The following is a 25,478-nucleotide window of genomic DNA, read 5'->3' on the forward strand; positions in this document are numbered from 1 at the left end:
CGATGACAGTGATGGCCGCAGCCATTGCACACCATGGGGGCGGCAGGATCCCTGCGCAGATCGATCCACACTGCGCCCGGCCGGCGCTCCAATTTCGATGCAAAGAACCCTTCCCAGAACGGGAGGGCAAGATTATGATTCGTCATGAAAGCGGTGAGGATGAGCATTCTTTGTTGGTCGCACAACAAGTCTAGCTCGTCTTCACCGCTTTCCCTTTTCTGGCGTTACTTCCCGCTAATCCGTGAAGAACCTAAAAAAAGGCGGACCGTGAGGCCCGCCAAGAGGAGAGTACTGCGAAGCCCGGCCGGTGCGGTCGGGTTTTTTGCTGCCTAGAAGCGGTAGTTCAGCGACACCTCGACCGCGCGGCCGAACAGCGGGCGGGCATTGATCGGACCGGTCGCATTGCCGCCGGTCAGGCGCGAGTTGCCCTCGGTCAGGCCCAGCTCGTTGGTGACGTTGGTGGCGCTGACGCGGAACTCCAGCTTGTCGCCCAGCTCGGCCAGCACGCCCAGGTCGAGCGTCTCGTAGGCCGGCAGGTATTGCTGGTTGGCCTGGTCGGCCCAGCGCGCGCCGATGCGGGCATAGGTGCCGTACAGGCGCACCGCATTGTTGTCGCCCACCGGGATCCGGTAGCTCGGCGAGAAGCGGTACTGGAGCTTCGGCTGGCGCTGGACGCGGTTGTCCTCGATCGCCGGATTGTCCTTGTACTTGGAATCCTGCCAGTTGCCGCTCAGTTGCAGCTGCAGGCCGGCCAGCGGACGCAGCGCCAGTTCGAACTCGACGCCCTTGCCATCCGAACCGCTCACCGAGTACAGCACGCCGCTGGTGGTGATCTGCTGGAACGAGATGCCGGTGAAGTCGGTGAAGTAGGCGTTCACGTAGGCGCTGTACAGCGGGGTCGCGGTCTTGAAGCCGACTTCGAGCTGCTTGACCTTCGGCGTCGGCACGCGCGAGCGGTCGTCCAGCACGGCCTGGGTGCCGGCGTTGCGCATGTCGTCGAAGTAGATGAAGGTGTGGCCCTGGTTGGCGCGCACGAACACGCTGCTGTCGCGGGTCAGCTTGAGCAGGCCGCCGACGGTGAAGGAATTCACCGAATCCTCGCGCGACAGGCCGCTGAAGCTGCCGTTCGGCATCGAGGTGCCGTTGTTGTACAGGGTCAGCGGGTTGTTGTCCGGATCGACCGTGCCCAGGTTCGAGATCGAGGCGCTCAGGCGCTGCTTCTCGCGGCGGAAACCGGCGTCGAGCTTGATGCGCTCGCTCAGGCGCCATTCGTCGGCAATGAAGAAGGCCGTGTTGTCGCCGTTGTAGGAAGCGACCGGCGCGTAGAAGATATTGCCCTCCTTGCCCTTGTTCGAGACCACGGCGCCATTGTTCAGGCGTACGTCGACGAGGCGCGCCTGCGGGGTGGCCGTCATCAGGTGGCTATTGCCGAGGAACCAGACGTCGTCCGACGAGTAGTTCGCCACGAAGGCGCCGGCGGTCAGGGTGTGGTCCGCGCCGATGTCCCTGCTGACCCGGAACTCGTCGGTGAAGGAGCGCAGCTTCTTCTCGACCGCCCACAGGCCGGCCTGGACGATCTGCTGGTTCGGATCGACGGCGCCGCCGCCGTTCGCATAGGTCATGGCGCCGCCCGTGGCGAGGACGCCGCCGGCCGCCGCCAGCGCGGCCGCGTTGCCGTTGGCCGCGGCGATGGCCGAGGACAGGTACTCGCCCGCGCGCAGCGGATTGTTACCGGTGAACATGGCGATCGTGTTGAGGTCGGCGTCGAAGTAGTTGGCCTTGTTCGAGACTTGCCAGCCGTTCAGGTTCTGCTGGAATTCCGCGCCGAACACAGTCGATTTCAGGCCGCGGCCATCGCCCAGGTCGTAGTTCAGGGTGCGTCCCGGACCGGCTTCGACGGTGAAATTGCGCATTTCCTTGCTCATCAGGGTGCCGGTAAGCGGATCGAAGCCCGGAAACTCGGAGATCGAGCGGCCTTCGTTCGACGAGATCAGCGGCACGCCGGTGTAGAAGGCATTCTTGTCGTCGGTAGCGCGCGCGTACAGGGTCAGCTCGCCCTGGTCGAGCTTGCGGGTCAGCGAGGCCGAGAGCTGGCCGCCGTCGTCGGCCGGGAAGCCCGACTTGCGCACGCCGTCGGTGATCCGGTAGAAGCCGCCGATCATGCCGTACCAGCCTTCGGCGAGCTTGCCGCTGTAGACGCCGTCGACCCGGCGCAGGTTGCCGGTGCCACCGGTGAAGCGGATATTGCCTTCCGCCGTGTCGCCGCCTTTCTTCATGATGAAGTTCATGGTCGCGCCGGGCTGGCCGACCGAATAGATGGTGCTCGGGCCGCCGCGCAGCACTTCGACGCGCTCGATGGTGTCGTCCAGGCGGAACGAGGACGAGCCTTCGAAGAAGGACAGGACCGGCACCGGATAGATCGGGTTGCCGTTCAGCTGCACCGAGACGAAGGGCGAATCGCTGCCCGAGGGGAAGCCGCGCACCTCGATGTTGGCGCCCGACTGGCCGCCGGTGGATTCGGCGTACACGCCCGGGACGATCTTCATGATGTCGGCGGTGCTGGTCGGCGCCGCCATCCGCAGCTGTTCCTCGGTGGCGGTGGTGATGCTGAAGGCGGCGTCGATCTTGCGGGTGCCGCTGGCCGACGCGGTGCCGGTGACGACGACCTGCTGGATTTCCTTCTCGACCGCGGTCGGCAGGGCGGGTGCGGCTTGCGCGGCCGTGGCCGGGGCCGCGCCGGTCTCCTGGGCCACGGCCTGGCAGTGCGCACCCAGGGCCAGGACGGCCAGGGCGATGGCGGACAGTTGCGGGAACTGGGCTGTTGTTTTCATCGTAGTAGGCTCTCTGTTGTCATTGAAATTCGGCTACCGGCGGGCGTCTCCATCCCGCACGTTCTTGTACGGATGTCTATCCAACAAGCAAAGACGTGTCATTGAAGCAAAGAATGATATCGATGTCAACGTCATTGTTATCGATGTCATTTAATGTCGACAAAACAAAAAAGTCTGTCATAATGCGTTCCACGTCAAAAAGTGATTTCAGCATGGCACCCGCACAGCACAACAAGGCAAAAGGCGATACCGCACCGACGATGGAAGACCTGGCGAAACTCGCCGGCGTCTCCACGATCACGGTGTCGCGCGCGCTGCGCGACAGCCCGCTGGTGACCGAGAAGACGCGCGAGAAGATCCGCCAGCTGGCGGCCGAGCAGGGCTACCGCTTCAATATCAGTGCGCGCAACCTGCGCATGCGCCGTTCCTACTCGGTGGCGGTGGTGGTCGAGATGACGCCCGTGAAGGGGCGCCCGATGTCCGATCCCTATCCGCTCGAACTGCTGGGCGGGATCACCCAGGAATTGACGACCGCCGGCTACAGCGTGGTGCTGACCTCCAAGCAGTTGCTGGATACGGCGCCGGTGCAGGGCGCCGACGGCCTGATCCTGCTGGGCCAGGGCACCCACGGCGAAGCGGTGCGCACGCTGCAGCAGACCAACCTGCCCCTGGTGGTCTGGGGCGCGCCCGAGCGCGACGGCGACTACATCGTGGTCGGCAGCGACAACCGCAAGGGCGGCGCCAGCGCCGCCGAGCGCTTCCTGGAGCAGGGAAGGCGCAAGCTGATCTTCCTGGGCGACGTCGACCACGCCGAGGTGCAGGAGCGCTGCGCCGGCTTCATCGATGGACTGTCGGGGCGCGCCACGGTGCACATCCTGCGTCCCAAGGCCTTCACCTTCGAAGCCGGTTTCGACTGCGTCTCGACCCTGTTGAACAAGCAGGGCCACTCCAGGCCCGGCCATCCCTGCGACGGCCTGTTCGCCGCCAGCGACCTGCTGGCGATGGGCGCGATCCGCGCCCTGACCGAAGCCAGCCTGCGGGTGCCGGACGATATCTCCGTCATCGGCTACGACGACACGCCCGGCGCCGCCAGCTTCGTGCCGCCGCTGACCAGCGTGCACCAGTACCTGCGCGACGGCGGGGTGCTGCTGGCCAGGAAGATGCTGGACCTGATCGAGAACCGTCCCGCCCGATCCGAAATGCTGCCGACGACGCTGATCGTGCGGCAGACCTGACCCCCGACCATCACCCCAGGCCAACGCCGTCCTGAAGGCGGCCACAACGAGGAAACAGAAGTGCGAAATGTTATCGATGTCATCGACCAGCCAGCGCCCGAACCGTGGCGTATCCGCGAAACCGCGCCGGGCGCTGCGCGCGCCTTCCTGCATGAAACCCTGTTCGCGCTCGGAAACGGCTATATCGGCATGCGCGGCACCCAGGAGGAGGGCGGCGGCGCCGGGCTCGAGGGAACTTACCTGAACGGCTTCTACGAGAACGAAGCCATCCACTATCCCGAAAATGCCTACGGCCTGGCGCGCACCAACGAGTTCATGCTGAACGTGCCGAACGCCAAGTGCGTCAAGCTGACGGTCGCCGGCGAACGCTTCGGCCTCGAGCGCGGCGTGCTTGCCTACGAGCGCAGCCTCGACTTCCGCCACGGCGTACTGGAACGGCGCGTGGAGTGGGAAGCGGGCGGCGGCCAGCGCGTCCGGATCGAGAGCCGGCGCCTGGTCTGCTTCGGCCGCAAGCACGTGGCGGCGATCGAGTACCGGGTCACCGCCCTGACCGACTGCGGCCCGGTGCGCCTGGAAGCGCGGATCGACAGCGAGGTCACCAACCTGCAGGCCGGGGACGATCCGCGCGTGGGTTCGGCCGTCACCGGCCCGGCGCTGCACCCGGTGCGGCGTGAAGGCAGCGCGAGCGGCGCCCTGCTGCTGCAGCGCACCCGCAACAGCGGCTTCCTGCTGGCGACCGGCATCGAATGCGTCGCCGCCGGCGTGGCGGGCATCGCGGCCAGCGCGATCGAGGACGGCCGCGCCTTCGAGGCGACGCTGGCCGCCGGCGACAGCCTGGTCGTGCACAAGTTCATTGCCTACGTCAGCTCGCGCGACCTGGACGAGGAAGCGGTGCCGGTCCACACCCGCGCCGAACTGGCGCGCGCCTCGGCCGACGGTTTCGCCACCCTGGTCGCGGAACAGCAGGCCTACCTCGACACCTTCTGGCGCGAAGCCGACGTGACGATCGAGGGCGACGACGCGCTGCAGCAGGGCGTGCGCTTCAACCAGTACCACCTGCTGCAATCGGTCGGCCGCGACGGCAAGACCAACATCGCGGCCAAGGGCGTCACCGGCGAAGGCTACGAGGGCCATTATTTCTGGGACACCGAGATCTACGTGTTCCCCTTCTTCCTGTTCTCGCGTCCCGAGATCGCGCGCGCGCTGCTGCAGTACCGCTACAACGGCCTGCCCAAGGCGCGCGAGCGGGCGCGCCAGATGTCGCACACGACGGGCGCGCTCTACCCGTGGCGCACCATCGCGGGCGAGGAATGCTCGGCCTATTATCCGGCCGGCACCGCCCAGTACCACATCAACGCCGACGTCGCCTACTCGATCCGCCTGTACCTGAACGCCACCGGCGACTTCGACTTCATCGCGCAGTACGGCGCCGAGATCGTGCTGGAGACGGCGCGCATCTGGCTAGGTGTCGGCAGCTACGACCGCGAAGGGCGCTTCTGCATCAACGCGGTCACCGGTCCGGACGAATACACGGCCGTGGTCAACAACAACTACTACACCAACGCCATGGCGCGCATGCACATGGGCTTCGCCGCCGACATCGCCGAACGCCTGCGCGCCGAGCGCCCCGGCGACTACGCGCGCCTTGCCGCCGCCATCGGACTCGAGGAGAGCGAGATCGCCGCATGGCGCGCCGCCGGCGCCGCGATGCGCCTGCCCTACGACACCCGGCTCGGCATCCACGAGCAGGACGACAGCTTCCTGAGCAAGAAGCCCTGGGACTTCGCCGCCACCCCGGCCGACAAGTACCCGCTGCTGCTGCACTACCACCCGCTGGTGATCTACCGCCACCAGGTGTGCAAGCAGGCCGACGTGGTGCTGGCCCTGCTGCTGCTGTCCGAGGAGTTCAAGCTGGACGACAAGCGGCGCGACTTCGACTTCTACGAGGCGGTCACCACCCACGATTCCTCGCTCTCCTCGTGCATCTTCAGCATCGTGGCCGGCGAAGTGGGCTACGACGACAAGGCCTACCGCTACTTCATGGAGACCGCGCGCCTGGACCTGGACAACACCCACGCCAACACCGAGTACGGCGTGCACACGGCGGCGATGGCCGGCACCTGGCTGGGCGTCGCCTACGGCTTCGGCGGCATGCGCCTGTCCGAAGAGGGCCTGCGCTTCGCACCACGGCTGCCGCAGCAGTGGACGGGCTACCGCTTCCAGGTCCACGTGCAGGGCGCGCTGCTGGCGGTGAGCGTCAGCGGCGCGGGCGCCGAATACCGCCTGGTCGACGGCGAGCAGATCGCTTTCACCCACTACGACAAGGCGCTGCGGCTGACGCGCGCCGAACCACTGGCACGCATGGAGGCGGCATGAGCAAACGGATGAGCAGGTTCACGGCGGTCATTTTCGACCTCGACGGTGTCATCACCGACACCGCACATTATCATTACCTGGCCTGGAAGCGCCTGGCCGACACCGTGGACGCGCCCTTCGACGAGGACTTCAACGAGCAGCTCAAGGGCGTGGACCGCATGGGCTCCCTCGAGCTGATCCTGGCGCGCGCCCCGCGCTCGTTTACGCCGGAGGAAAAGCTGGCGCTGGCCGACGCCAAGAACCGCCATTACCAGGAACTGATTTCGACCATGACGCCGTCCGACCTGCTGCCCGGCGCCCTGGGCGCCCTCGACGCGGTGCGCGCGGCCGGCCTGAAGACCGGCCTGGCCTCGGTCAGCAAGAATGCCTTCACGGTGCTCGACCGGCTCGGGATCCGCGACCGCTTCGACACCGTGGTCGACGCGGCCCGGATCGCGAACAGCAAGCCGCATCCGGAGATCTTCCTGACGGCGGCCAGCCAGCTCGGCGTCGCGCCGGCGGACTGCCTGGGCGTCGAGGATGCGGTGGCGGGCATCGCGTCGATCCGCGACGCCGGCATGTTCGCGCTCGGGGTGGGGCGGCCCGAAGTGCTGACCCGGGCCGACCGGGTGATCGCTTCGATGCAGGAATTCAGGCTGGAAGACTACTGACAGTAGGGTGGGCGGGAATCCACCCACCCTACAGCACGCACACCACTTATAACAAAGGAGACAGCGTGAACAAACGGCGCATTTTGCTGGCACTATTCCTCATCTACTTCATGTTCGCCATCCTGCTCAACAGCGTGGGCACGGTGATCCTGCAGGTGGTGAACAACTACGGCGTCGACAAGTCCTCGGCCAGCGTGCTCGAAGGCTTCAAGGACCTGCCGATCGCGATCGTATCCTTCCTGGTCGCGTCGATGCTGCCGCGCTTCGGCTACAAGCGCGCGATGCTGGTGGCCCTGGCGATCGTCGCCTGCGCCACCCTGGCCATGCCGCTGTTCCCGGGCTTCGGCACCGCCAAGCTGCTGTTCCTGTGCACCGGCGTGGCCTTCGCCCTGGTCAAGGTGTCGGTGTACACCACGGTCGGCCTGGTCGCTCAGGACCGCAAGCAGCACGCCGGCATCATGAACACCCTGGAAGGCTTCTTCATGATCGGGGTCCTGAGCGCCTACTGGATCTTCGGTTATTTCATGGGATCGAACGATCCGACCTCGAACGCCTGGCTGGACGTCTACTGGCTGCTGTCGGCGCTGTGCGCGCTGACCTTCGTGCTGGTGCTGTTCACCCGCTTCGACGAGAGCGAGGCGGCGCCCGCGGCCAGCCGCGGCCCGGCGCAGGACTTCCTCGACATGCTGCGCCTGTTCATGCGTCCGCTGGTGTGCGTGTTCGTGCTGACCGCCTTCCTGTACGTGCTGATCGAGCAGAGCGTGGGCACCTGGCTGCCGACCTTCAACAACGAGATCCTCAAGCTGCCGGCTGCGATGAGCGTGCAGGTGACCAGCATCTTCGCCTTCTGCCTGGCCGTGGGCCGGCTGTCGGCGGGCTACATCATGCGCCGCCTGGACTGGTTTCCGGTGATGGTCGGCTGCGTGCTGGCGATGGGCGCCACCATCCTGCTGGCGCTGCCCCTGAGCCACGGGGTGGCCCACGATCCGCAGGTGAGCTGGACCAGCGCGCCGCTGGCGGCCTTCGTGTTCCCGCTGATCGGCCTGTTCATGGCGCCGATCTACCCGGGCATCAATTCGGTCATGCTCAGTTCCCTGCCGCGTCGCCAGCACGCGCCGATGACGGGCCTGCTGGTGATCTTCTCGGCCCTGGGCGGCACCACCGGCTCCCTGATCACGGGCTACGTGTTCGGGCGCTTCAGCGGCCAGTTCGCGTTCTACCTGACCCTGGTGCCGATTGCGCTGGTGCTGGTGGGGCTGTTCTACTTCCGGCGCCAGGTCGAGCGCAGCGCGGGCGCGGGCCCGGCCCAGGCGGCCAGCGCCGCCTGAGGCGGCGTCAAGGCCTGGCGCCGCGCATCGCGTGCTCGCGGATGTAGGCGCCGCAGTCGTTGGCGCGCAGCGGCCGCGAGAAGAAGTATCCCTGGATCTGGTCGCACTCGGCCTTGCGCAGCGCCGCCACCTGTTCGGCGGTCTCGACGCCTTCGGCGACCACGACCAGGTGCAGGCGGTGCGCCATCGCGATCATGGCCTGGACGATCGCCAGCGATTCGGCGCTCTGGGTCATGTCCAGGATGAAGGAGCGGTCGATCTTGAGCTTGTCGATCGGCAGGCGCTTGAGGTAGGCGAAACTGGAGTAGCCGGTGCCGAAGTCGTCGATGCTGAGCGTGACCCCGAGTTCGCGCAGGCGCCGCATCACGATCTCGCTGCGCACCGGATCGGCCATCGACACGCTTTCGGTGAGTTCGAGCTCCAGCAGGCCGGGCTCGATCCGGGCGGTGCGCAGCAGCTCCTGGACGGTGGCGACCACGTCGGTCTGCAGGAACTGGCGCGCCGACAGGTTCACCGCCACCGGAATCGCGGGCAGGCCTTCGTCGCGCCAGGCGGCCACCTGGGCCGCCACGGTGCGCATCGCCCATTCGCCGATCGGCACCGTGAGGCCGGTTTCCTCGGCGATCGGCACGAATTCGTCCGGCGAGAGCACGCCATATTCCGGATGCTGCCAGCGCAGCAGGGCCTCGAAGCCGGCGATCCGTCCGTGCCTGAGGTCGATCTTCGGCTGGTATTGCAGGAACAGCTCTCCGGCCTCCGCGGCGCGCCGCAAGTGGCTCTCCAGGGTGAGCCGGCGTCCCAGTTCCTGGCGCAGGTCCTTCGAGAAGGGCTGGATGGTGCCGCCGCCCATGGTCTTGGCATGGCGCATGGCCAGCACCGCATTGTTGAGCAGCGCATCGGCGTCCTCGCCGTCGTCCGGGAAGCGTGCGTAGCCGATGCTGCAGGTGAGCGAAATCTCGGTGCCGTCGGCGATGATCTGGCGGTTCACGGCGCGCAGCAGGCGCTCGAGGAGGTCGCGGGCCTGCCTGTCGTCGCCGGCGTCGTTCAGGAGCAGGACGAATTCGTCGTTGCCGGCGCGCGCCAGCATGTCGTCCTCGCGCAGGCGGTCCTGCAGGCTGCGCGTGATCGCCACCAGGGCTTCGTCGCCGGCGCGGTGGCCGAGCAGCTCGTTGAGGCGCTTGAAGCGGTCCAGGTTGAGGCAGGCGACGACGGCGCTGGCGGCGCGGTCGCGCCAGCCGACGATGCCGTCCTGGATCGCGCGGACCAGCGCATGGCGGTTGGCCAGGCCGGTCAGGACGTCGTGGTTGAGCAGGAATTCGACTTGCCCCGCGGCGGGCGACAGCTGCCCCCGGGCGGCGCTGCTGGTGAGCTGTTCGTGCAGCGCCCGGGCCGCCATCGCCAGCTGGCGGTGGTAGATCAGCTGCTCCACCATGCGCGCCAGGTCGCGCAGGGTGTCGAGGTCGGCCTCGCTGATCCGGTGCGGCAGGCGGTCCATGACGCACAGGGTGCCCAGCTTCATCCGGTCCACCGAATACAGCTGCACCCCGGCGTAGAAGCGCACGCGCGGGCCGCCCGTCACCAGCGGATTGTCGGAGAAGCGCGGGTCGTTGGCGGCATCGGGCACCACCAGCGGCTCGTCGCTCAGGATGGCGTGGCCGCAGAACGAGACGTCGCGCCCGGTCGAGGTTTCCTTCAGGCCGCAGCGCGACTTGAACCACTGGTTGCCGCGGTCGACCAGCGAGATGACGGACATCGGCATCCCGAGCAGGCGGCTCGCCATCCGCGTGATGCGGTCGAACGACTCTTCCGGTGAACTGCCGAGCAGGTTGGTGGCGTGCAGCGCCGCCAGGCGCTGCGCTTCGTCGGTGGGTATGCGTGGTTGTTCCATGGGGTCCCGGGAAGATGCGGCGCGCTCAGGCCGGCGGCTCGCCGCGCGCTGCGGCCAGGCCTGTGCCTGCGTACTCGAACACATCGCGCACCCGGGCGAGGGTGGCTTCGTCGAGCTCGGACGACGGGGCGGGGCGCGGCGATTCCATCCTCTGCATTCTGCTCTCCATGAAACGCTCATTCCACGGATTAAAACATATCCGGGCCTGGCCTGCCGTTCCGTTCGGTGCGCAGCCTGTGCCGCGCATGGCCGCCGCCTGTCAGCCGGCCAGGGCCGCCGGCGCCGGCGCGGCATGGCCACCCGCCATGCTGGCCTGGACGATAAAGGCGGTGGCCTCCGCCGCGTTCAGCGGAAAGGCGTAGTAGTGCCCCTGGATCTCGTCGCAGCGCCAGCCGCGCAGCATGGCGTACTGCTGCTCGGTCTCGACCCCCTCGGCGATCACCGACAGGCCCAGGTTGTGGCCGAGGCCGATCACGGCCTGCACGATCTGGGCGTCGCCGGTGTGGGGCGCGAGGTGGCGCACGAAGGACTGGTCGATCTTCAGCTTGTGGATCGGGAAGCGCTTCAGGTAAGCCAGGCTCGAATAGCCGGTGCCGAAATCGTCGATCGACAGCTGCAGGCCCAGCTCGCGCAGCGCGCGCAGCACATCGATCGCGCGCTCGCCGCCCGCGAACACCACGCCTTCGGTGATCTCGAGCTCGATGGTGTCGGGACGCGCGCCGCTCGCGTGCAGGGCCTGGCAGACGTTGTCGAGGAAGCTGCCGTGCGAGAAGTGGCGCGGCGAGATGTTGACGGCGATGGTCAGCGGCTGCGCGCCGAGGCGCTGCCACAGGGCCGCCTGCTGGCAGACCTGGCGCAGCACCCAGTTGCCGAGCGCGATGATCTGCCCGGTTTCCTCGGCCAGCGGGATGAACTCGGAAGGCGGCACCATCTCGCCCCGGTGGCGCCAGCGCAGCAGCGCTTCGAAGCCGACCAGCGCATTGGTCGACAGGCATTGCTGGGGCTGGTAATACACTTCCAGCTCGCCGCGCTCGATGGCCCGCCGCAGGCCGGCTTCCAGCCCGAGCCGGTGTTCGGTGCGGGCGTTCAGTTCGCGCGAATAGGCGAGCAGCTGGTCGCCGCCGGCGCGGCGCGCCTGGCGCAGGGCGGCGTCGGCATTGCGCAGCAGGGCGCCGGGCGTGATGCCGTCGTCCGGGAAGCCGGCCGCGCCCAGGCTCAGGCTGGAGAACAGTTCGTGGTTGTCGCAGGTGAACGGGGTGCGCACGCTGCACAGCAGCGCATCGGTGGCATCGGCCAGCGCCGGGTCGTGGCGCGCCAGGCGGTACAGCACGGCGATGTTGGCCCCGTCCAGGCGGAACACCTGGCCGCCATGGCGCTGGGCGGTGGCGTCGATGCGCGCCACCAGGCTCTGGATCATGCGGTCGCCGAAGCCGTGTCCATAGCCGCCGACCACCGCGCCGAAGCGGTCGATGGTGCCCAGCACCACGGTGTAGGGCTGCTCGGGCAGTTCCTGCAGGCGCAGCTCGAAGGTGCGGCGGTCGGGCAGGCCGGTGAGCGGATCGTGGCCGGCCTGGTGCGCGAGTTCGTCCTCGGAGCGGAAGCGCACCCAGATGTGGTACATCATGAAGATCGCCGTCAGCAGGGACAGCACATTGAACATGTGGACCATGCGCGTGATGCCGGCCACGCTGGCCTCGGTCGCGTTGCTGGAAGCGGTGATGGCGGCGCGCGACCGTCCTTCCAGGACCTGGATGGTGTCGCGCAGCTTGATCAGGTCGCGGTTGATCGCCGCCAGCATGGTGCGCTCGGCGCGGCGCGGCGCCTGCTGCGCGGCCAGCGCCTGGGCATAGCGCGGTCCGGCGCGCGTGATGCGGCTGGCGACGGTGCGCAGCTGGGCCACCTCGGGATCGTCGCCCATGCCTTCGCGCAGGCGCGCCAGGCCGAGGGTCAGGTCTTCGCCGAAGGCTTCGTCGGTTTCCAGGAAGCGCTCGACCGCGCCGCGCCGGCCTTCGAGCCGGTTGATCGCGTGGTGATAGCGCTGGGTCGCGTCTTCGAGGTGGGCCAGCTCGCCCAGCAGCGGCACCTGGTGCTCGAACAGCGGCGCGCTGCGGAGTCGGATCTGGGCGGTGGTGCGTTCCATCATGACCGACAGCACGATGCCGCAGCCGATCACCGTGGCCAGCAGCGCGTACACGGCGGGCCGGTAGCGCTGCGCCGCCAGGCGCTGCGACAGCGTCAGCAGGCGGCGGCCGATGCCCGGTCCGCCGCGTGCGACGGGAGCGTCATCGATGCTTGGCCAGGAAAAGATGCGGGTCATGAACCGGTGGCGTCTCAATAGATCTGGGGTTCCTGGGACAGGGCGAATTCGATGCATCTTATCATGATGTCACCTTCGAAAGGCTTGATCAGGAAACATTTGGCGCCGCCCGCGAAAGCCCGCTTGCGCAGCGCTTCGTCGTCCAGGGCGGTGAGGAAGATGAGCGGCAGGCGATGGCCGTCGCGGCGCAGGCGCTCCTGCAGGTCGAGGCCGCTCATGCCGGGCAACTGGACGTCGGTGATCAGGAGGGCGCTGGCGTCGGCCGCGCCGGCCTCGAGGAACTGTTCGGCCGATTCGTACAGGCCGGCGTCGTAGCCGGCCGGGCGGACCAGGCCGCCGAGCGCATGGCGCAGCATCTGCTCGCTGTCGATGATCGAAATGCGTCGCTGCTCTGGCACCTGCGGCTCCCGGTCAGGATGGGGATATCCCGTTCATGCTGGCAGGATAATCCCGAACTGCGGTCGGTGGAATCATGCTGGGGAGGGGGCGGCGGCGGCCCTCCTGTTTCGACCGAGTATAGGTGAAGCAGACTCGGCGGGGAACGCGCGCGGTGCAAACTCCGGAACAGGCGGGCCTTACCAATGTCTAGTGTTGTTCTTCGGTCACTCCGCCTATCATCCCCGCATCCGGCGCCAGGGGCGGGAGCGCAGCCGGTCGGGGCGACAAGCCGGGGTGGGTCCGCCGGGATGGTGATCGAAATTTTCGATGATATGGCAGTAAATTATCCGTTTTTCTTCCCCAATAGGAACGCGCATAATGGCTCCATCGTATCGAACAGCACGGGAAGCAGGGAACAGCGAAAGCGCGAACCTGATGATCGAAGTGTTCGATGATCTGAATAACGAAAGGAGCACATCATGTTGGACGTACGTAAAAGCAACGAACGCGGCGCTGCAAGCTTTGGCTGGTTGAAATCCCGCCACACCTTTTCCTTCGGCCACTACTACGATCCGAAGCACATGGGGTTCGGCCCGCTGCGGGTGATCAACGAAGACAATGTGGCGCCGGGCCGCGGCTTCGACTCCCACGGCCACCGCGACATGGAGATCATCTCCTATGTGCTGGACGGCGCGCTGGAGCACAAGGACAGCATGGGCAACGGTTCGGTGCTGCGCTACGGCGACGTCCAGCGCATGAGCGCGGGCAGCGGCGTGGTGCACAGCGAGTACAACCACTCGAAGACCGAAGGCGTGCACTTCCTGCAGATCTGGATCGAGCCGGACAGCGTCGGCGCGGCCCCGGGCTACGAGGAAAAGCACTTCGACGCCGCGTCCAAGGCCGGGCGCCTGCGCCTGATCGCTTCCAGCGACGGCCGCGACGGCTCGGTGTCGATGCGCCAGGACGCCGAGATCTACGCCGCCATCGTCGACGGCGACGATGCGCTGACCCACGCGCTGCGCGCCGGCCGCCAGGCCTACGTCCACGTGGTGCGCGGCCGGGTCACGGTCAACGGCGTGGAGCTGGCCGGCGGCGACGCGCTCAAGCTGGCCGATGAACAGGCGGTCACGCTGGCCCGCGCCGAGGCGGCCGAAGTGCTGCTGTTCGACCTGCCGCAGTAGGCATTGCATCCCGGCGGCGCGCCTGCGCCGCCGGCAACGACGACAAGGAGTGACCAATGGAAGTGACCATCGCGCGTGGTACCGGAAAGATGCAGCACGTGATCCGGATCGGCAAGCACCAGCTGCTGACCGACGTCGCCGAGGCGATCGGCGGCGAGGACACCGGGCCGGAACCGCACGACCTGCTGGCCGCCTCGCTGGCCGCCTGCACCGCGCTGACCGTGACGCTGTATGCGAAGCGCAAGGGCATGGCGCTGGAGGATATCCGGGTGAGCGTCAGCCACCACGACAAGGATGGGGCGTACGAGATGAACCGCCATATCGAATACATCGGCGCGCTGAGCGCGGAAGAGCGGGAGCGCCTGACCGGGATCGCCAACAAGTGCCCGGTCCACAAGACGCTGACCGGCACGATCCGGATCAACACCGAGGCCGTCTAGGCGGCCTGCACCCGGCCGCCGGGCCTGGATCCGGACCCGGGGCCGCTCCCGGCGGGAGTAGGGCAGGCATGTCATCCAATAACGCAATTAACGGAAAGAGGGCGCCGCGCCATCCATCTTCGGGGGAATGCAATTAACGGAAAGAGGGGCCGCTCCCTTCAGGGAATCGCCATCGACGCAGCGGCATGGTGCCTGCGGCCGCCCCCATCGGGAACGCAATTAACGGAACGAGGGGCGCCGCCCACCCGCCGCCGGTGCGCGGAAAATGCAATTAACGAAAAGTGGGGCCCACAGCCCACACTGCGGCGAGCAGGACGAACCCCGGCTGCCGGGTAACCCGGTGTCGACACCCCTCGATCAATACGAAGGCCTAGCAGGTGCGCGCAATCATCCGGGCAAACGGCGAACAGGTACGCACCCGCTCGATCCACCAGGTCAGCGCCGCGCCTTCCTCGCCGCTGCGCCAGGCCAGGTAGAAGGTCTCGTCGGCCTTCGGCTCGACCACCTTCTTTTCCACCAGCAGTCCCTGCGCGATCGCCGGACGGGCCCAGGCCTCGGGCAGGAAACCGAAACCCAGACCGCGCACCTGGAATTCGTACTTGGTCGCCATGTCCGGCACCGCCAGCGTATCCTGGCCGAACAGCAGGCCCACCGTGCGTGCGCCCAGCAGGCGCGCCGAATCCGACACCGACACCGCCCGGTAGGGCAGCAGGTCGGCCTTGTCCAGCGCCCGGTCGACCGCGGCCAGCGGATGACAGGGCGCGACCGTGAACACGAAGCTGCTGGCGCCGATCGGTTCGGCCGTGTAGCCGCCGCCCGAAGGACCTTCGCCGGCGGCGCCCACCAGCAGGTCGACGCGCCGGTCCAGCAGTGCATCCCAGGTGCCCGACAGCGATTCGCGCACCACCCGCAGGCGGGTCTGGTCGGCCACTTCATAAAAGGCCTTGATGTCGGCCTCGATGCCGGAGGCGCTCAGCATCGAGTCCATCCCCAGCGCGATCTCGGTTTCCCAGCCCGAGGCCACGCGCCGCACGCGCGACTCGAGGTCGCTCGCCGCGCGCAGCAGGTAGCGGCCTTCCTTCAACAGTTCGCGGCCGGCGGCGGTCAGGGCCACCTTCGGGCCGAAGCGGTCGAACAGGCGCACGCCCAGGTCGTCCTCGAGCTTGGAGACGGTGTACGAAATCGTCGAGGGCACGCGGAACAGCTCCTTGGCGGCGCTGGCGAACGAGCCCTTGCGGGCGATGGTTTCGATGATCTGGAGGGCGTCGAGGCTAAGCTTGAGCAATTCGGTATCCTGTTGTCGGGGTGGCCACATGGTAACGGGTTTGCGGGCGCCGCTCCAAGTCTTCCCATGGTGAGGACAGCAATCTGATTCTAGCGCCCGGCCGGAGGCCGGCGGATACTTTCCGTATTGGGCGCCGGAGGTCGGCGCCCGCACGACAAGGAGTGGACGATGTACCTGATTTCACTAGGCGCCGGCGTGCTCGTGGGGATCATCTACGGCCTGATCAACGTACGGTCCCCGGCGCCGCCGGCGATCGCCCTGGTCGGCTTGCTGGGCATGCTGATCGGGGAACAGATCGTGCCGGTGGCCAAGCGCGTCATCGAGGGAGCGCCCCTGACGGCGGCCTGGTTCGCCAGCGAATGCCAGCCGAAGATCACCGGCGTCGAGCCGGCCGCCAAGACCGCACCCAATGAAGACGACCCCGGCGCCGGCACGCGCCCCGGCTGAACCGCCATTTCCAACGGCCGCGGCAAGCCGCCGCGGCCATCATCACCAGAGGAGAGCTAGCCATGACCAATCCAAAACTCGAAGTCCTGACCCCGCAGAATTCGCAGCTGATCATCATCGACCACCAGCCGCAGATGGCCTTCGGGGTGCAGTCGATCGACCGCCAGACCCTGAAGAACAATGTCGTGGGCCTGGCCAAGGCCGCCAAGGTGTTCGGCATCCCGACCGTGATCACCACCGTCGAGACCGAATCGTTCTCGGGCAACACCTACCCGGAGATCCTGGATGTGTTCCCGGGACAGCAGATCCTCGAGCGTACCTCGATGAACTCGTGGGACGACCAGAAAGTACGTGACGCGCTCAAGCAGAACGGGCGCAAGAAGGTGATCGTGGCCGGCCTGTGGACCGAGGTCTGCAACACCACCTTCGCCCTCTGCGCCATGCTGGAAGGCGAGTACGAGATCTACATGGTGGCCGACGCCTCGGGCGGCACGTCGAAGGATGCGCACGACTATGCGATGCAGCGCATGGTGCAGGCCGGCGCGGTGCCGATGACCTGGCAGCAGGTGCTGCTGGAGTGGCAGCGCGACTGGGCGCACCGCGACACCTACGAGGCCGTGATGAAGATCGTCACCGAGCACTCCGGCGCCTACGGCATGGGCGTGGACTATGCCTACACCATGGTGCACAAGGCCGGCGCGCGCGCCCAGGGCACGCACGAAGTGCTGGCGCCGGTCCCGGCACGCTGACCGGGCATTGCCGGTCCCATCCTGCCGGGGCGCGCGAGCCGCCTGCCCCGGCAGGCGCACAACCGCCGGGCCGTTCGGCGTCCGGTCATCTCTGGAGTAAAGACATGCAAGCACAGGACAGCAAGGGCGCGGCGCCGGCGCTCATCCTCATCAACGGATGCTTCCACACGGTCGACAGGGCGCAGCCGCAGGCGAGCGCGGTCGCGATCCGGGACGGACGCTTCCTGGCCGTGGGCGACACCGACGAGGTGATGCGCTTCCGCAGCGAAGGCAGCCAGGTCATCGACCTGAATGGGCGCACCGTCATCCCGGGCCTGAACGACTCGCACCTGCACCTGATCCGGGGCGGATTGAACTACAACCTGGAGCTGCGCTGGGAGGGCGTGCCGTCGCTGGCCGACGCGCTGCGCATGCTCAGGGAACAGGTCGCGCGCACGCCGCACCCGCAGTGGGTGCGCGTGGTGGGCGGCTGGAACGAATTCCAGTTCGCCGAGCGCCGCCTGCCGACGCTCGACGAGATCAATGCCGCGGCGCCCGATACCCCGGTGTTCATCCTGCACCTGTACGACCGCGCGCTGCTCAACCGCGCCGCCCTGCGCGCGGTCGGCTACACGAAGGACACGCCGGAGCCGCCGGGCGCCGAGATCGTGCGCGACCGCGCCGGCAACCCGACCGGGATGCTGATCGCGCGTCCGAACGCCATGATCCTGTACGCGACCCTGGCCAGGGGCCCGAAGCTGCCGTATGACCTGCAGGTGAACTCGACGCGCCAGTTCATGCGCGAACTCAACCGCCTGGGCCTGACCAGCGCGATCGACGCCGGCGGCGGCTACCAGAACTATCCCGACGATTACGCGGTCGTCGAGGAACTCGACCGCGCCGGCCAGCTGACCATCCGCATCGCCTACAACCTGTTCACCCAGAACAAGGGCAAGGAACTGGAAGACTTCGAGCGCTGGACCGGCATGGTCAGCCCGGGGCAGGGCAGCGACCACTACCGCCACAACGGCGCCGGCGAGATGCTGGTGTTCTCGGCGGCCGACTTCGAGGACTTCCTCGAGCCGCGTCCCGACCTCGATCCGGGCATGGAGGACGAGCTGGAAAAGGTGGTGCGCCACCTGGTCAGCCAGCGCTGGCCGTTCCGCCTGCACGCGACCTATGACGAATCGATCTCGCGCATGCTGGACGTGTTCGAGAAGGTGAACCGCGAGATCCCGTTCGACGGCCTGCACTGGATGTTCGACCACTGCGAGACCATCACCCAGCGCAACATCGACCGCGTGCAGGCCCTGGGCGGCGGGATCGCGATCCAGCACCGCATGGCTTTCCAGGGCGAATACTTCGTCGACCGCTACGGCGCCGAGGCGGCGCGCACGACCCCGCCGGTCAAGCGCATGCTGGATACCGGCGTGCCGGTCGGCGGCGGCACCGACGCCACCCGGGTGGCCAGCTACAACCCCTGGACCGCGCTGTATTGGCTGGTATCGGGCCGCACCGTCGGCGGCCTGCCGCTGTACGGCAGCGCCGGACTGCTGCCGCGCCAGGTCGCGCTCGAACTGTGGACCGCGGGCAGCGCCTGGTTCTCGAACGAGCAGGGACGCAAGGGCCGGATCCAGGAAGGCATGCTGGCCGACCTGGCGGTGCTGTCCGCCGACTTCTTCAGCGTCGCCGAGGAGGACATCAAGGCCATCGAGTCGGTGCTGACCGTGGTCGGCGGCAAGATCGTCCATGGCGCCGCCGAGTTCAGCGCGCTCGGGCCGCCGCCGATCCCGGTGCTGCCGGAATGGTCGCCGGTGCGGCAGACGCCGGGCCACTGGCGCCGCGCCGCACCCGCGCCCCAGCCGGCGCTCGCACACCAGTGCAGCGGCCCCTGCGGCGTGCACGCCCATGCGCACGACAGCGCGCGCAGGTCGTCGATGCCGGTGTCCGACTTCGGCGCCTTCTGGGGGGCGCTGGGCTGCAGCTGCTTCGCCTTCTGACATGAGGGCGCAACAGCTGCAGCGCCTGCAGGGTGTCGGCATGGGCTTTCTCGCCGGCTATGTCGACACCCTCGGCTTCATCGCCCTGTTCGGCCTGTTCACGGCCCATGTCACCGGCAACTTCGTGCTGATTGCGGTGTCGCTGGCCGATCCGAGCCAGACGCCGTCGCTGCTCAAGCTGCTGGCCTTCCCGGCTTTCATCGTCGGGGTGGCGGTGGCGCGGCTGCTGGTGGCGTCGTGCGAGCGGAGCGGGCGACCCGCGCGCAAGCCTTCCTATCTCCTGCAACTGGTGCTGCTGGCGGGCTTCATGGTGTGCGGCATGCTTGCCGAGCCGGTGGGCAAGACCGTGGGCGCGCTGGCGATGAGCGCCGGCCTGCTCGGCACGGCGGCGATGGGGGCCCACAGTGCGGCCAGCAAGCTGCTGCTGACCGACCTGGCGCCCACCTCGATGATGACCGGGAACGTCACCCAGCTCGTGATCGACAGCGTCGACCAGCTGCGCGGGGCGGGCGACGCGGCCACCGCCAAGCGATGCGGCAAGTTCTTCTGGCCGGTGCTGGCGTTCGCACTGGGCTGCGCCGCCGCCGCCTTCCTCTTCCTTGCGCTGGGATTCGTGGCGCTGGCCGTGCCGATTGCGATACTATGCTTGCACCTGTGGTTACCCGACAGTGAAGCCCAATGAACAAAACCCGGCTCGAGGCCTTCAGCGACGGCGTCATCGCGATCATCATCACGATCATGGTGCTGGAGCTGAAGCCTCCCCATTCGACCACCGCCGCGGACCTGGCCTCGGTCCTGCCGGGATGGCTGCGCTACCTGCTCAGCTTCGTCTACGTCGGGATCTACTGGGTCAACCACCACGCGCTGCTCGACCGCGTGACCCGCGTGGACGGCGCCGGATTGTGGGCCAACCTGCACCTGCTGTTCTGGATGTCGCTGATTCCCTATGTCACCGCATGGGCCGGCGAGAATCCGATGGCGCCGGTGCCGGTGGCGCTGTACGGCGTGATCCTTCTGCTGTGCTCGATCTCCTTCATCCTGCTGTCATGGCGGCTGGGCGTGGCCAATGCGGCCGGCAACACGCTATCCTGGCGCAACCGCAAGAACCAGCTGTCGATCGTGCTGTATTCGCTCGCGGTGCTGCTGTCGCTGTGGTACGCGCCGCTGGGCCCGATCATCCACGTGATCCTGGCGATCGTCTGGATCAGGCCCGACATCCGGGAGTCGCGCGCCTAGGCCCGCCGCACGGGTGCTGGAACAGGGAGGAGGCATGATGCAGCGATGGTGCCGGGCCGGTTGCCGGCCGCGCCAGATCGTCGGCCTGGCGCTGGCGCTGATGCTGATGTTTGCGCTGCCTTCCCGCGCATGGGCCGGGGTGAGCGCCCTCGACCGGCTCGAGCACCGCCGCTGGATCGCCGCCGACGGCGGTCCGAGCCAGGTCGGCGCGATCGTCCAGACCCGCGACGGCTTCCTCTGGCTGGGCACCAACGATTCCCTGGTCCGTTTCGACGGCGCGCGCTTCGAGCGCGTCGAGCCGCCCGGCCGCAACACCCTGAACATCGTCTCGGCGCTGCTGGCCGACGGCGACGACCTGTGGGTCGGCCTGCGCTACGGCGGCGTGTGCCGCGTCCGGGCCGGCGTCATCGCCGCCTTCGGCATCGATGCCGGCCTGCCCGAAGGCGCGGTGTATGCGCTCGCGCGCGATCGCAGCGGCGCGATCTGGGCCGCGTTCGACGATGGACTGGCGCGCTACGACGGGGCGCGCTGGCAGATCCTGGATGCCAGCTGGGGTTTGCCCGACCGCAAGGCGCGCGTCGTGTTCACCGACCGCGGAGGCGTGGTGTGGGCGGCCAGCCACGAACGCCTGTTCTTCCTGCCCGAGGGCGGGCGCCGTTTCATCGATGCGGGACTGGACACGCAGTGGACCAGCCAGATCGCCCAGGCTCCCGACGGCGCGATCTGGCTGACCGAGCGCCATCGCGGCCGGGTGCACCGGGTCGTGCTCGCGGACGGCCGCGCGCGGGCCGCTTCGCTGGAGGCCGGGCTGGCGTCGACCGGCATGGTGTTCGACCGCGCCGGCGGGCTGTGGATCGGCACCTCGGGCAAGGGCTTGCGCTACCTGGCGCGCCCGACCGGACTGGACGCGCTGGCGGCGGCGGAGCGCTTCGGCGCGGGCGCCGGCCTGTCGGGCGACTTCGTCTGGAAGCTGTACGCCGACCACGAGGGCAACCTGTGGACCGGGACCACGGCTGGCCTGGACCGCTTCCGCCCGCGCACCCTGATCCCGGCCGGGCTGCCGCGCGAGACCGTGAATGTCGCGCTCGCGCCCGGCCCGGAGGGCAGCCTGTGGGCGGGACCCGGCAACGGCCCGGCGCTGCGCCTGGATGCTTCCGGCGCCGTGCGCACCCTGGCCATGCCGGGCCCGGTCACGGCGGCCGCCACCGACGCCCAGGGCACGGTCTGGATGGGCGGCCCGGGCGGGATCTGGCGCTCGGAAGGCGCGCGCCTGGTGCACGTGGCGGCGCTGCCGAGCGCCGGCGCCACCGAGTCGGCGGTGCGCGCGCTGGCGCGCGGCCGCGACGGCGCGCTGTGGGTCTCGATCAACCGCTACGGGCTGTTCCGCCTGCGTGACGGACGCTGGCAGGCGCTGGCGCCGCCTTCGGCGCTGGCGAGCCAGCGCATGCCGGTGGTGGCGTCCAGCGATGCGGACGGCGGCCTGTGGTTCGGCTACCGCGACAACCTGGTGGTCGCGCTTGGCGGCGCCGGTGAGCGCCGCTGGGGTCCCGCAGACGGCCTGGCGCTGGGCCATGTGACGGCGATCGGCCACGAGGACGGGCGGACCTGGCTCGGCGGCCAGCACGGGATGGGCGCGATCGAGGCCGGGCTCTACCGGCCGCTGGCGCTGCCCGCGAACGGCCTGTTCGAGAATATCTATGCGATCGTTCCGGTCCCGGGACCCGCCGGCACCGACCTGTGGATCCAGTCCCGCTCCGGCATCTTCCAGCTCGAGGCGGCGGAACTGCGCCGCGCCCAGCGCGAAGCCGGGTACCGGGTGCGTTACCGTTCCTACGACCTGATGGGCGGGCTGGCGAACGATCCCTACCAGGTCCTGCCGCTGCCGACCGCGGTGCGGACCGGCGACGGGCGCCTGTGGTTCTCGGCCAGCGCCGGCGTGGCCTGGATCGACCCGTCGCGGGCGACGCCGGCGGTGGCGGGACCGGTGGTGTCGATCGAAGCGGTCAGCGTGGACGGCGCCCGCATGCGCCCCGACGCGGCGGGACGTTTTGGCCCGGACACCCGGCGCGTGGTGTTCGAGTACACGGCGCCCAGCCTGTCGGCGCCCGAGCGCCTGAATTTCCGCTACCGGCTCGACGGTTACGACAAGGCATGGCATGATGCCGGGCGCCAGCGCGAAGCCGTCTATACCGGACTGCCGGCGGGACGCTACACCTTCCGGGTGCTGGCCCATAACGAGGAGGGCGCGCCGAGCGACAGCGAGGCCCGCCATGCATTCGACATCGAGCAGGTATTCTGGCGCCGTCCGCAATTCGTGGCCCTCGCCGCGACCCTCGGGGCCGTCGGGCTGTGGCTGCTGTACCGCGCCAACCTGCGCCGCGCCGCCCGCCAGTTGCGCCAGGGCTTTGCGGAGCGGCAGCGCGAGCGCGAGCGCATCGCCCGCGAGCTGCACGACACGCTGTTGCAGGGGGTGACCGGCCTGCAGCTGCGCTTCCAGGTGATCGCCAACTCCCTCGAGCGCGGCAATCCGGCGCGCGTGGAAATCGAGCGCGTGCTGGACCGCGCCGACGAGGTGCTGGCCGAAGGACGCGACCGGGTGCGCGCGCTGCGCACCGTGCCGGGCGAAGGCACGCGCCTGGACGAGGCCCTGGCGGCCAGCGGCGCCGGGCTGGCGGCCGGACGCGAGGCGCGTTTCGTGCTGGAGACGCAGGGCGCGCCGCGTCCGCTGTGCGAGGGGGTGCGCGACCAGGCCTTCTGTATCGGCCAGGAGGCGCTCGCGAACGCGTTCGCGCATGCGCGGGCGTGCACGGTGCGGGTCGTGATCGAGTATGCGCCGCGCGAGCTGCGGCTGGCGGTGCGCGACGACGGCCGCGGCATCGACGCCGGCCATGCGGGACCGCAGGGGCGGCTGGACCACTGGGGCGTGCGCGGCATGTACGAACGCGCCGGCGATATCGGCGCGACGCTGCGCGTGCGCGGCGTCCCGGACCAGGGCAGCGAAGTGCTGCTGACGGTGCCGGCGGCGCGGGCGTACGCGCGCCGGACCGGAGGGCGCGGCGGCTGGCGCCTGTTCGGCAGGAACAACAAGGAGGCATACCGTGAACACCAACAATTCCCCGATTAGCATCCTGGTCGCCGACGACCACCCGCTCATGCGCGAGGGCATCGCCGCCGTGATCGCCAGCCAGCCCGACATGCGGGTGGTGGGCGAGGCCGCCGACGGCCATGAGGCGGTGGCCCTGTACCGCGCGCTGCGGCCGGACGTCACCCTGGTCGACCTGCAGATGCCCGGCCTGAACGGGATGGAAGCGATCCAGGCGATCCGCGCGGAATTCCCGCAGGCCTGCCTGGCGATCCTGACCACCTACCGCGGCGACGCGCGCGCGATGCAGGCGATCAAGGCCGGCGCCCAGGCTTACCTGCTCAAGAGCACGCTGCGCAAGGAACTCACCGACGCGATCCGCGAGCTGGCGGCCGGCCGGCGCTACTTTCCGCCCCAGGTCGCCGCCGAACTGGCCAACCACCTGGGCCAGGAGTCGCTGACGGTGCGCGAACTCGAGGTGCTGGAGCTGATTGCGCGCGGCCGCGGCAACAAGCAGATCGGGGCCGACCTCGGCCTGTCCGAGGACACGGTCAAGGGGCATATGCGCCGCATCATGGAAAAGCTGGGCGCGAACAACCGCACCCATGCGGTGACCATCGGCATTGAACGTGGCTTCCTGGAAATCTAATGACACTTTCGTGTTACCGGTTCCTGCTTCGAAGTCGTCTTTTCAGCTTGCGCGGGGCACTGCAACATGGTGACCGGAACGATTCCTGTTCCGCTCACCATGGAGGAAGCACGTGCATATCGCGCCCTTGCATCCGGCATCCGTGCCGGCGACGGTGCGCCCGCCACCGGCTCTTGCCGGCGGCCTGCCATACTGGCAGGTCAAGCAGGTCACCGACTACATCGACGCCAACCTCGGCGCCACGCTGCGCACCGGCAGCCTGGCCGCCAGGCTCGGATTGAGCGTCAGCCACTTCACCCGCGCCTTCAAGCACAGCGTCGGCGTGCCGCCGCGCGTCTACGTGATCCGGCGCCGGCTTGCGGCGGCCTGCGACGCCATGCTGGCGTCGAACGAGCCGCTGACCGCGATCGCCCATGCCCACGGCTTTTGCGACCATTCGCATTTCACCCGGACCTTCCATGAGGTGATCGGACTCTCGCCGCAGGCCTGGCGGCGCCAGCAGGCCGCCTGAGGGGCTGTCGAACGCTTGTGTTCGCCAAAGTTTGCTATCGTGCGGATTGCACAAGAAACAAGGAGCGGCGCGCGATGTTCAAATTCATCACCGAGTTTCTCGAGTCCAGCGGATACCTTGGGGTGTTTGCCCTGATGGCCCTGGAGAACATCTTCCCGCCGATTCCGTCGGAACTGATCATGCCCTTTGCCGGCTTCGTGGCGGCGCGGGGCGACTTGAACGTGGTCGGGGTGCTGCTGGCGGGCACGGCCGGGTCGATTGCCGGCGCCTTGCCCTGGTACTATGGCGCCAGGATTTACGGCAAGGAACGCCTGGAAAAGTTCGCCGACCGCCACGCGCGCTGGATGACGGTGACCCATGGCGAGATCGAGCATGCGATGGAAGCCTTCGACCGCCATGGGCGCAAGGTGGTGCTGTTCGGCCGGCTGATCCCGGCGATCCGCACCCTGATATCGGTGCCGGCCGGCCTGGCCTGCATGCCGATGAGCCAGTTCCTGTTGTATTCATGCATCGGTTCGCTGGTATGGACCGGGCTCCTGACCGGCGCCGGCTACCTGCTCGAAAACCAGTACGAGCGGGTGGCCGACTACGTCGATCCGGTCTCCAAGGCCATCCTCGCGGGACTGCTGCTCTGGTACTTCTACCGGGTGGTGACCTGGAAGCAGCGCAAGGCCTGATAGGTTGCTTTCGAGCAATGCTGCGCTGCGGTACGCGACAGAATCCATGGATTGGCTACAATTGAACCGTTCGATTGCCGGTACCTGTTCATGAAGAGCCAGTTGTTGGAAGACATGGGGGACAGCGGGCCGCAGCCAGCGCCCGCCGTCAAGCAGGGCGGCGCTGCATCCGCCCCGCACGACCGCCCCGGTCCTAGCCTTGAAGCGTCCCCGGCCGAGCCCCCCGATGTGGCGGCGCC

The 25,478-nt window shown here is 68.3% G+C and carries 21 protein-coding genes; 15 read left to right on the forward strand and 6 right to left on the reverse strand.

The window, feature by feature from the left end:
• Positions 1-329 precede the first annotated feature (329 nt).
• Positions 330-2,831 carry a TonB-dependent receptor gene (locus H162_RS0110175; protein WP_020653357.1) on the reverse strand — a complete coding sequence of 834 codons (2,502 nt, stop codon included), beginning with the start codon at positions 2,829-2,831 and terminating at the stop codon, positions 330-332.
• A 212-nt stretch (positions 2,832-3,043) separates the two neighbouring features.
• Between H162_RS0110175 and H162_RS0110180 the strand changes: the two genes are divergently transcribed.
• From H162_RS0110180 to H162_RS30520, 4 genes are all read left to right on the forward strand, one after another.
• Positions 3,044-4,066: a LacI family DNA-binding transcriptional regulator gene (locus H162_RS0110180; RefSeq protein WP_040787027.1), complete on the forward strand. Its 1,023-nt coding sequence runs from the start codon at positions 3,044-3,046 to the stop codon at positions 4,064-4,066.
• Positions 4,067-4,126: 60 nt separating this feature from the next.
• Positions 4,127-6,442 carry a glycoside hydrolase family 65 protein gene (locus H162_RS0110185; protein WP_020653359.1) on the forward strand — a complete coding sequence of 772 codons (2,316 nt, stop codon included), beginning with the start codon at positions 4,127-4,129 and terminating at the stop codon, positions 6,440-6,442.
• Entirely contained in the window at positions 6,439-7,092 is a 654-nt protein-coding gene (gene pgmB, locus H162_RS0110190) for a beta-phosphoglucomutase (protein WP_229452005.1), read from the forward strand. The genes H162_RS0110185 and pgmB overlap by 4 nt, the downstream gene beginning before the upstream one ends.
• Before the next feature lie 65 nt (positions 7,093-7,157).
• A complete protein-coding gene (locus H162_RS30520; RefSeq protein ID WP_020653361.1) occupies positions 7,158-8,420 on the forward strand; it encodes an MFS transporter in 1,263 nt (420 codons plus the stop codon).
• 7 nt (positions 8,421-8,427) lie between these two features.
• Here the strand turns inward: H162_RS30520 and H162_RS30525 are convergent, their stop codons facing one another.
• From H162_RS30525 to H162_RS0110215, 4 genes are all read right to left on the reverse strand, one after another.
• A complete protein-coding gene (locus H162_RS30525; RefSeq protein WP_020653362.1) occupies positions 8,428-10,308 on the reverse strand; it encodes a putative bifunctional diguanylate cyclase/phosphodiesterase in 1,881 nt (626 codons plus the stop codon).
• 25 nt (positions 10,309-10,333) lie between these two features.
• Positions 10,334-10,465, reverse strand: a complete 132-nt coding sequence (locus tag H162_RS35550) for a hypothetical protein (protein ID WP_020653363.1) — start codon at positions 10,463-10,465, stop codon at positions 10,334-10,336.
• Between the two features lie 102 nt (positions 10,466-10,567).
• Entirely contained in the window at positions 10,568-12,625 is a 2,058-nt protein-coding gene (locus H162_RS32620; protein WP_020653364.1) for a putative bifunctional diguanylate cyclase/phosphodiesterase, read from the reverse strand.
• A gap of 14 nt (positions 12,626-12,639) precedes the next feature.
• Entirely contained in the window at positions 12,640-13,023 is a 384-nt protein-coding gene (locus H162_RS0110215) for a response regulator transcription factor (RefSeq protein ID WP_020653365.1), read from the reverse strand.
• A gap of 459 nt (positions 13,024-13,482) precedes the next feature.
• Here H162_RS0110215 and H162_RS0110220 point away from each other — a divergent pair, with 459 nt between their 5' ends.
• Entirely contained in the window at positions 13,483-14,184 is a 702-nt protein-coding gene (locus H162_RS0110220) for a pirin family protein (protein WP_026354479.1), read from the forward strand.
• A gap of 56 nt (positions 14,185-14,240) precedes the next feature.
• Positions 14,241-14,624 (forward strand): OsmC family protein, encoded by a 384-nt coding sequence (locus tag H162_RS0110225; protein ID WP_020653367.1) that lies wholly within the window; start codon positions 14,241-14,243, stop codon positions 14,622-14,624.
• Between the two features lie 370 nt (positions 14,625-14,994).
• Here the strand turns inward: H162_RS0110225 and H162_RS0110230 are convergent, their stop codons facing one another.
• Positions 14,995-15,909 carry a LysR substrate-binding domain-containing protein gene (locus tag H162_RS0110230; RefSeq protein ID WP_020653368.1) on the reverse strand — a complete coding sequence of 305 codons (915 nt, stop codon included), beginning with the start codon at positions 15,907-15,909 and terminating at the stop codon, positions 14,995-14,997.
• Positions 15,910-16,077: 168 nt separating this feature from the next.
• Here H162_RS0110230 and H162_RS0110235 point away from each other — a divergent pair, with 168 nt between their 5' ends.
• The 9 genes from H162_RS0110235 to H162_RS0110275 all read left to right on the forward strand — a co-directional run bounded on the left by H162_RS0110235 (position 16,078) and on the right by H162_RS0110275 (position 25,239).
• Positions 16,078-16,356: a XapX domain-containing protein gene (locus tag H162_RS0110235; RefSeq protein ID WP_020653369.1), complete on the forward strand. Its 279-nt coding sequence runs from the start codon at positions 16,078-16,080 to the stop codon at positions 16,354-16,356.
• Positions 16,357-16,418: 62 nt separating this feature from the next.
• Entirely contained in the window at positions 16,419-17,105 is a 687-nt protein-coding gene (locus H162_RS0110240) for a hydrolase (RefSeq protein ID WP_020653370.1), read from the forward strand.
• Between the two features lie 104 nt (positions 17,106-17,209).
• On the forward strand, positions 17,210-19,084 hold the full coding sequence (locus H162_RS0110245; RefSeq protein WP_020653371.1) for an amidohydrolase: 1,875 nt from the start codon (positions 17,210-17,212) through the stop codon (positions 19,082-19,084).
• A 1-nt stretch (position 19,085) separates the two neighbouring features.
• A complete protein-coding gene (locus H162_RS0110250; protein ID WP_020653372.1) occupies positions 19,086-19,766 on the forward strand; it encodes a YoaK family protein in 681 nt (226 codons plus the stop codon).
• On the forward strand, positions 19,763-20,320 hold the full coding sequence (locus H162_RS0110255; protein ID WP_020653373.1) for a TMEM175 family protein: 558 nt from the start codon (positions 19,763-19,765) through the stop codon (positions 20,318-20,320). The genes H162_RS0110250 and H162_RS0110255 overlap by 4 nt, the downstream gene beginning before the upstream one ends.
• Positions 20,321-20,354: 34 nt before the next feature.
• Positions 20,355-23,444: a sensor histidine kinase gene (locus H162_RS30535; RefSeq protein WP_020653374.1), complete on the forward strand. Its 3,090-nt coding sequence runs from the start codon at positions 20,355-20,357 to the stop codon at positions 23,442-23,444.
• Positions 23,419-24,051, forward strand: coding sequence for a response regulator (locus H162_RS0110265; RefSeq protein ID WP_020653375.1), 633 nt, complete (start codon positions 23,419-23,421; stop codon positions 24,049-24,051). Before H162_RS30535 ends, H162_RS0110265 begins: the two co-directional genes overlap by 26 nt.
• A gap of 112 nt (positions 24,052-24,163) precedes the next feature.
• A complete protein-coding gene (locus H162_RS30540) occupies positions 24,164-24,562 on the forward strand; it encodes a helix-turn-helix domain-containing protein (RefSeq protein WP_051109912.1) in 399 nt (132 codons plus the stop codon).
• A gap of 74 nt (positions 24,563-24,636) precedes the next feature.
• A complete protein-coding gene (locus H162_RS0110275) occupies positions 24,637-25,239 on the forward strand; it encodes a DedA family protein (RefSeq protein WP_020653377.1) in 603 nt (200 codons plus the stop codon).
• Positions 25,240-25,478: the final 239 nt, after the last annotated feature.

It is taken from the genome of Massilia niastensis DSM 21313 (genome assembly GCF_000382345.1).
Lineage (GTDB): Bacteria > Pseudomonadota > Gammaproteobacteria > Burkholderiales > Burkholderiaceae_D > Telluria > Telluria niastensis.

Coding starts and splice junctions, on each gene's coding strand:
- H162_RS0110180 (WP_040787027.1), top strand. CDS start 3,044: ATGGCACCCGCACAGCACAACAAGGCAAAAGGCGATACCGCACCGACG.
- H162_RS0110245 (WP_020653371.1), top strand. CDS start 17,210: ATGCAAGCACAGGACAGCAAGGGCGCGGCGCCGGCGCTCATCCTCATC.
- H162_RS0110220 (WP_026354479.1), top strand. CDS start 13,483: ATGTTGGACGTACGTAAAAGCAACGAACGCGGCGCTGCAAGCTTTGGC.
- H162_RS0110235 (WP_020653369.1), top strand. CDS start 16,078: ATGTACCTGATTTCACTAGGCGCCGGCGTGCTCGTGGGGATCATCTAC.
- H162_RS32620 (WP_020653364.1), bottom strand. CDS start 12,625: ATGACCCGCATCTTTTCCTGGCCAAGCATCGATGACGCTCCCGTCGCA.
- H162_RS30535 (WP_020653374.1), top strand. CDS start 20,355: ATGATGCAGCGATGGTGCCGGGCCGGTTGCCGGCCGCGCCAGATCGTC.
- H162_RS30525 (WP_020653362.1), bottom strand. CDS start 10,308: ATGGAACAACCACGCATACCCACCGACGAAGCGCAGCGCCTGGCGGCG.
- H162_RS0110225 (WP_020653367.1), top strand. CDS start 14,241: ATGGAAGTGACCATCGCGCGTGGTACCGGAAAGATGCAGCACGTGATC.
- H162_RS0110250 (WP_020653372.1), top strand. CDS start 19,086: ATGAGGGCGCAACAGCTGCAGCGCCTGCAGGGTGTCGGCATGGGCTTT.
- H162_RS0110275 (WP_020653377.1), top strand. CDS start 24,637: ATGTTCAAATTCATCACCGAGTTTCTCGAGTCCAGCGGATACCTTGGG.
- H162_RS35550 (WP_020653363.1), bottom strand. CDS start 10,465: ATGCAGAGGATGGAATCGCCGCGCCCCGCCCCGTCGTCCGAGCTCGAC.
- H162_RS0110240 (WP_020653370.1), top strand. CDS start 16,419: ATGACCAATCCAAAACTCGAAGTCCTGACCCCGCAGAATTCGCAGCTG.
- pgmB (WP_229452005.1), top strand. CDS start 6,439: ATGAGCAAACGGATGAGCAGGTTCACGGCGGTCATTTTCGACCTCGAC.
- H162_RS0110175 (WP_020653357.1), bottom strand. CDS start 2,831: ATGAAAACAACAGCCCAGTTCCCGCAACTGTCCGCCATCGCCCTGGCC.
- H162_RS0110255 (WP_020653373.1), top strand. CDS start 19,763: ATGAACAAAACCCGGCTCGAGGCCTTCAGCGACGGCGTCATCGCGATC.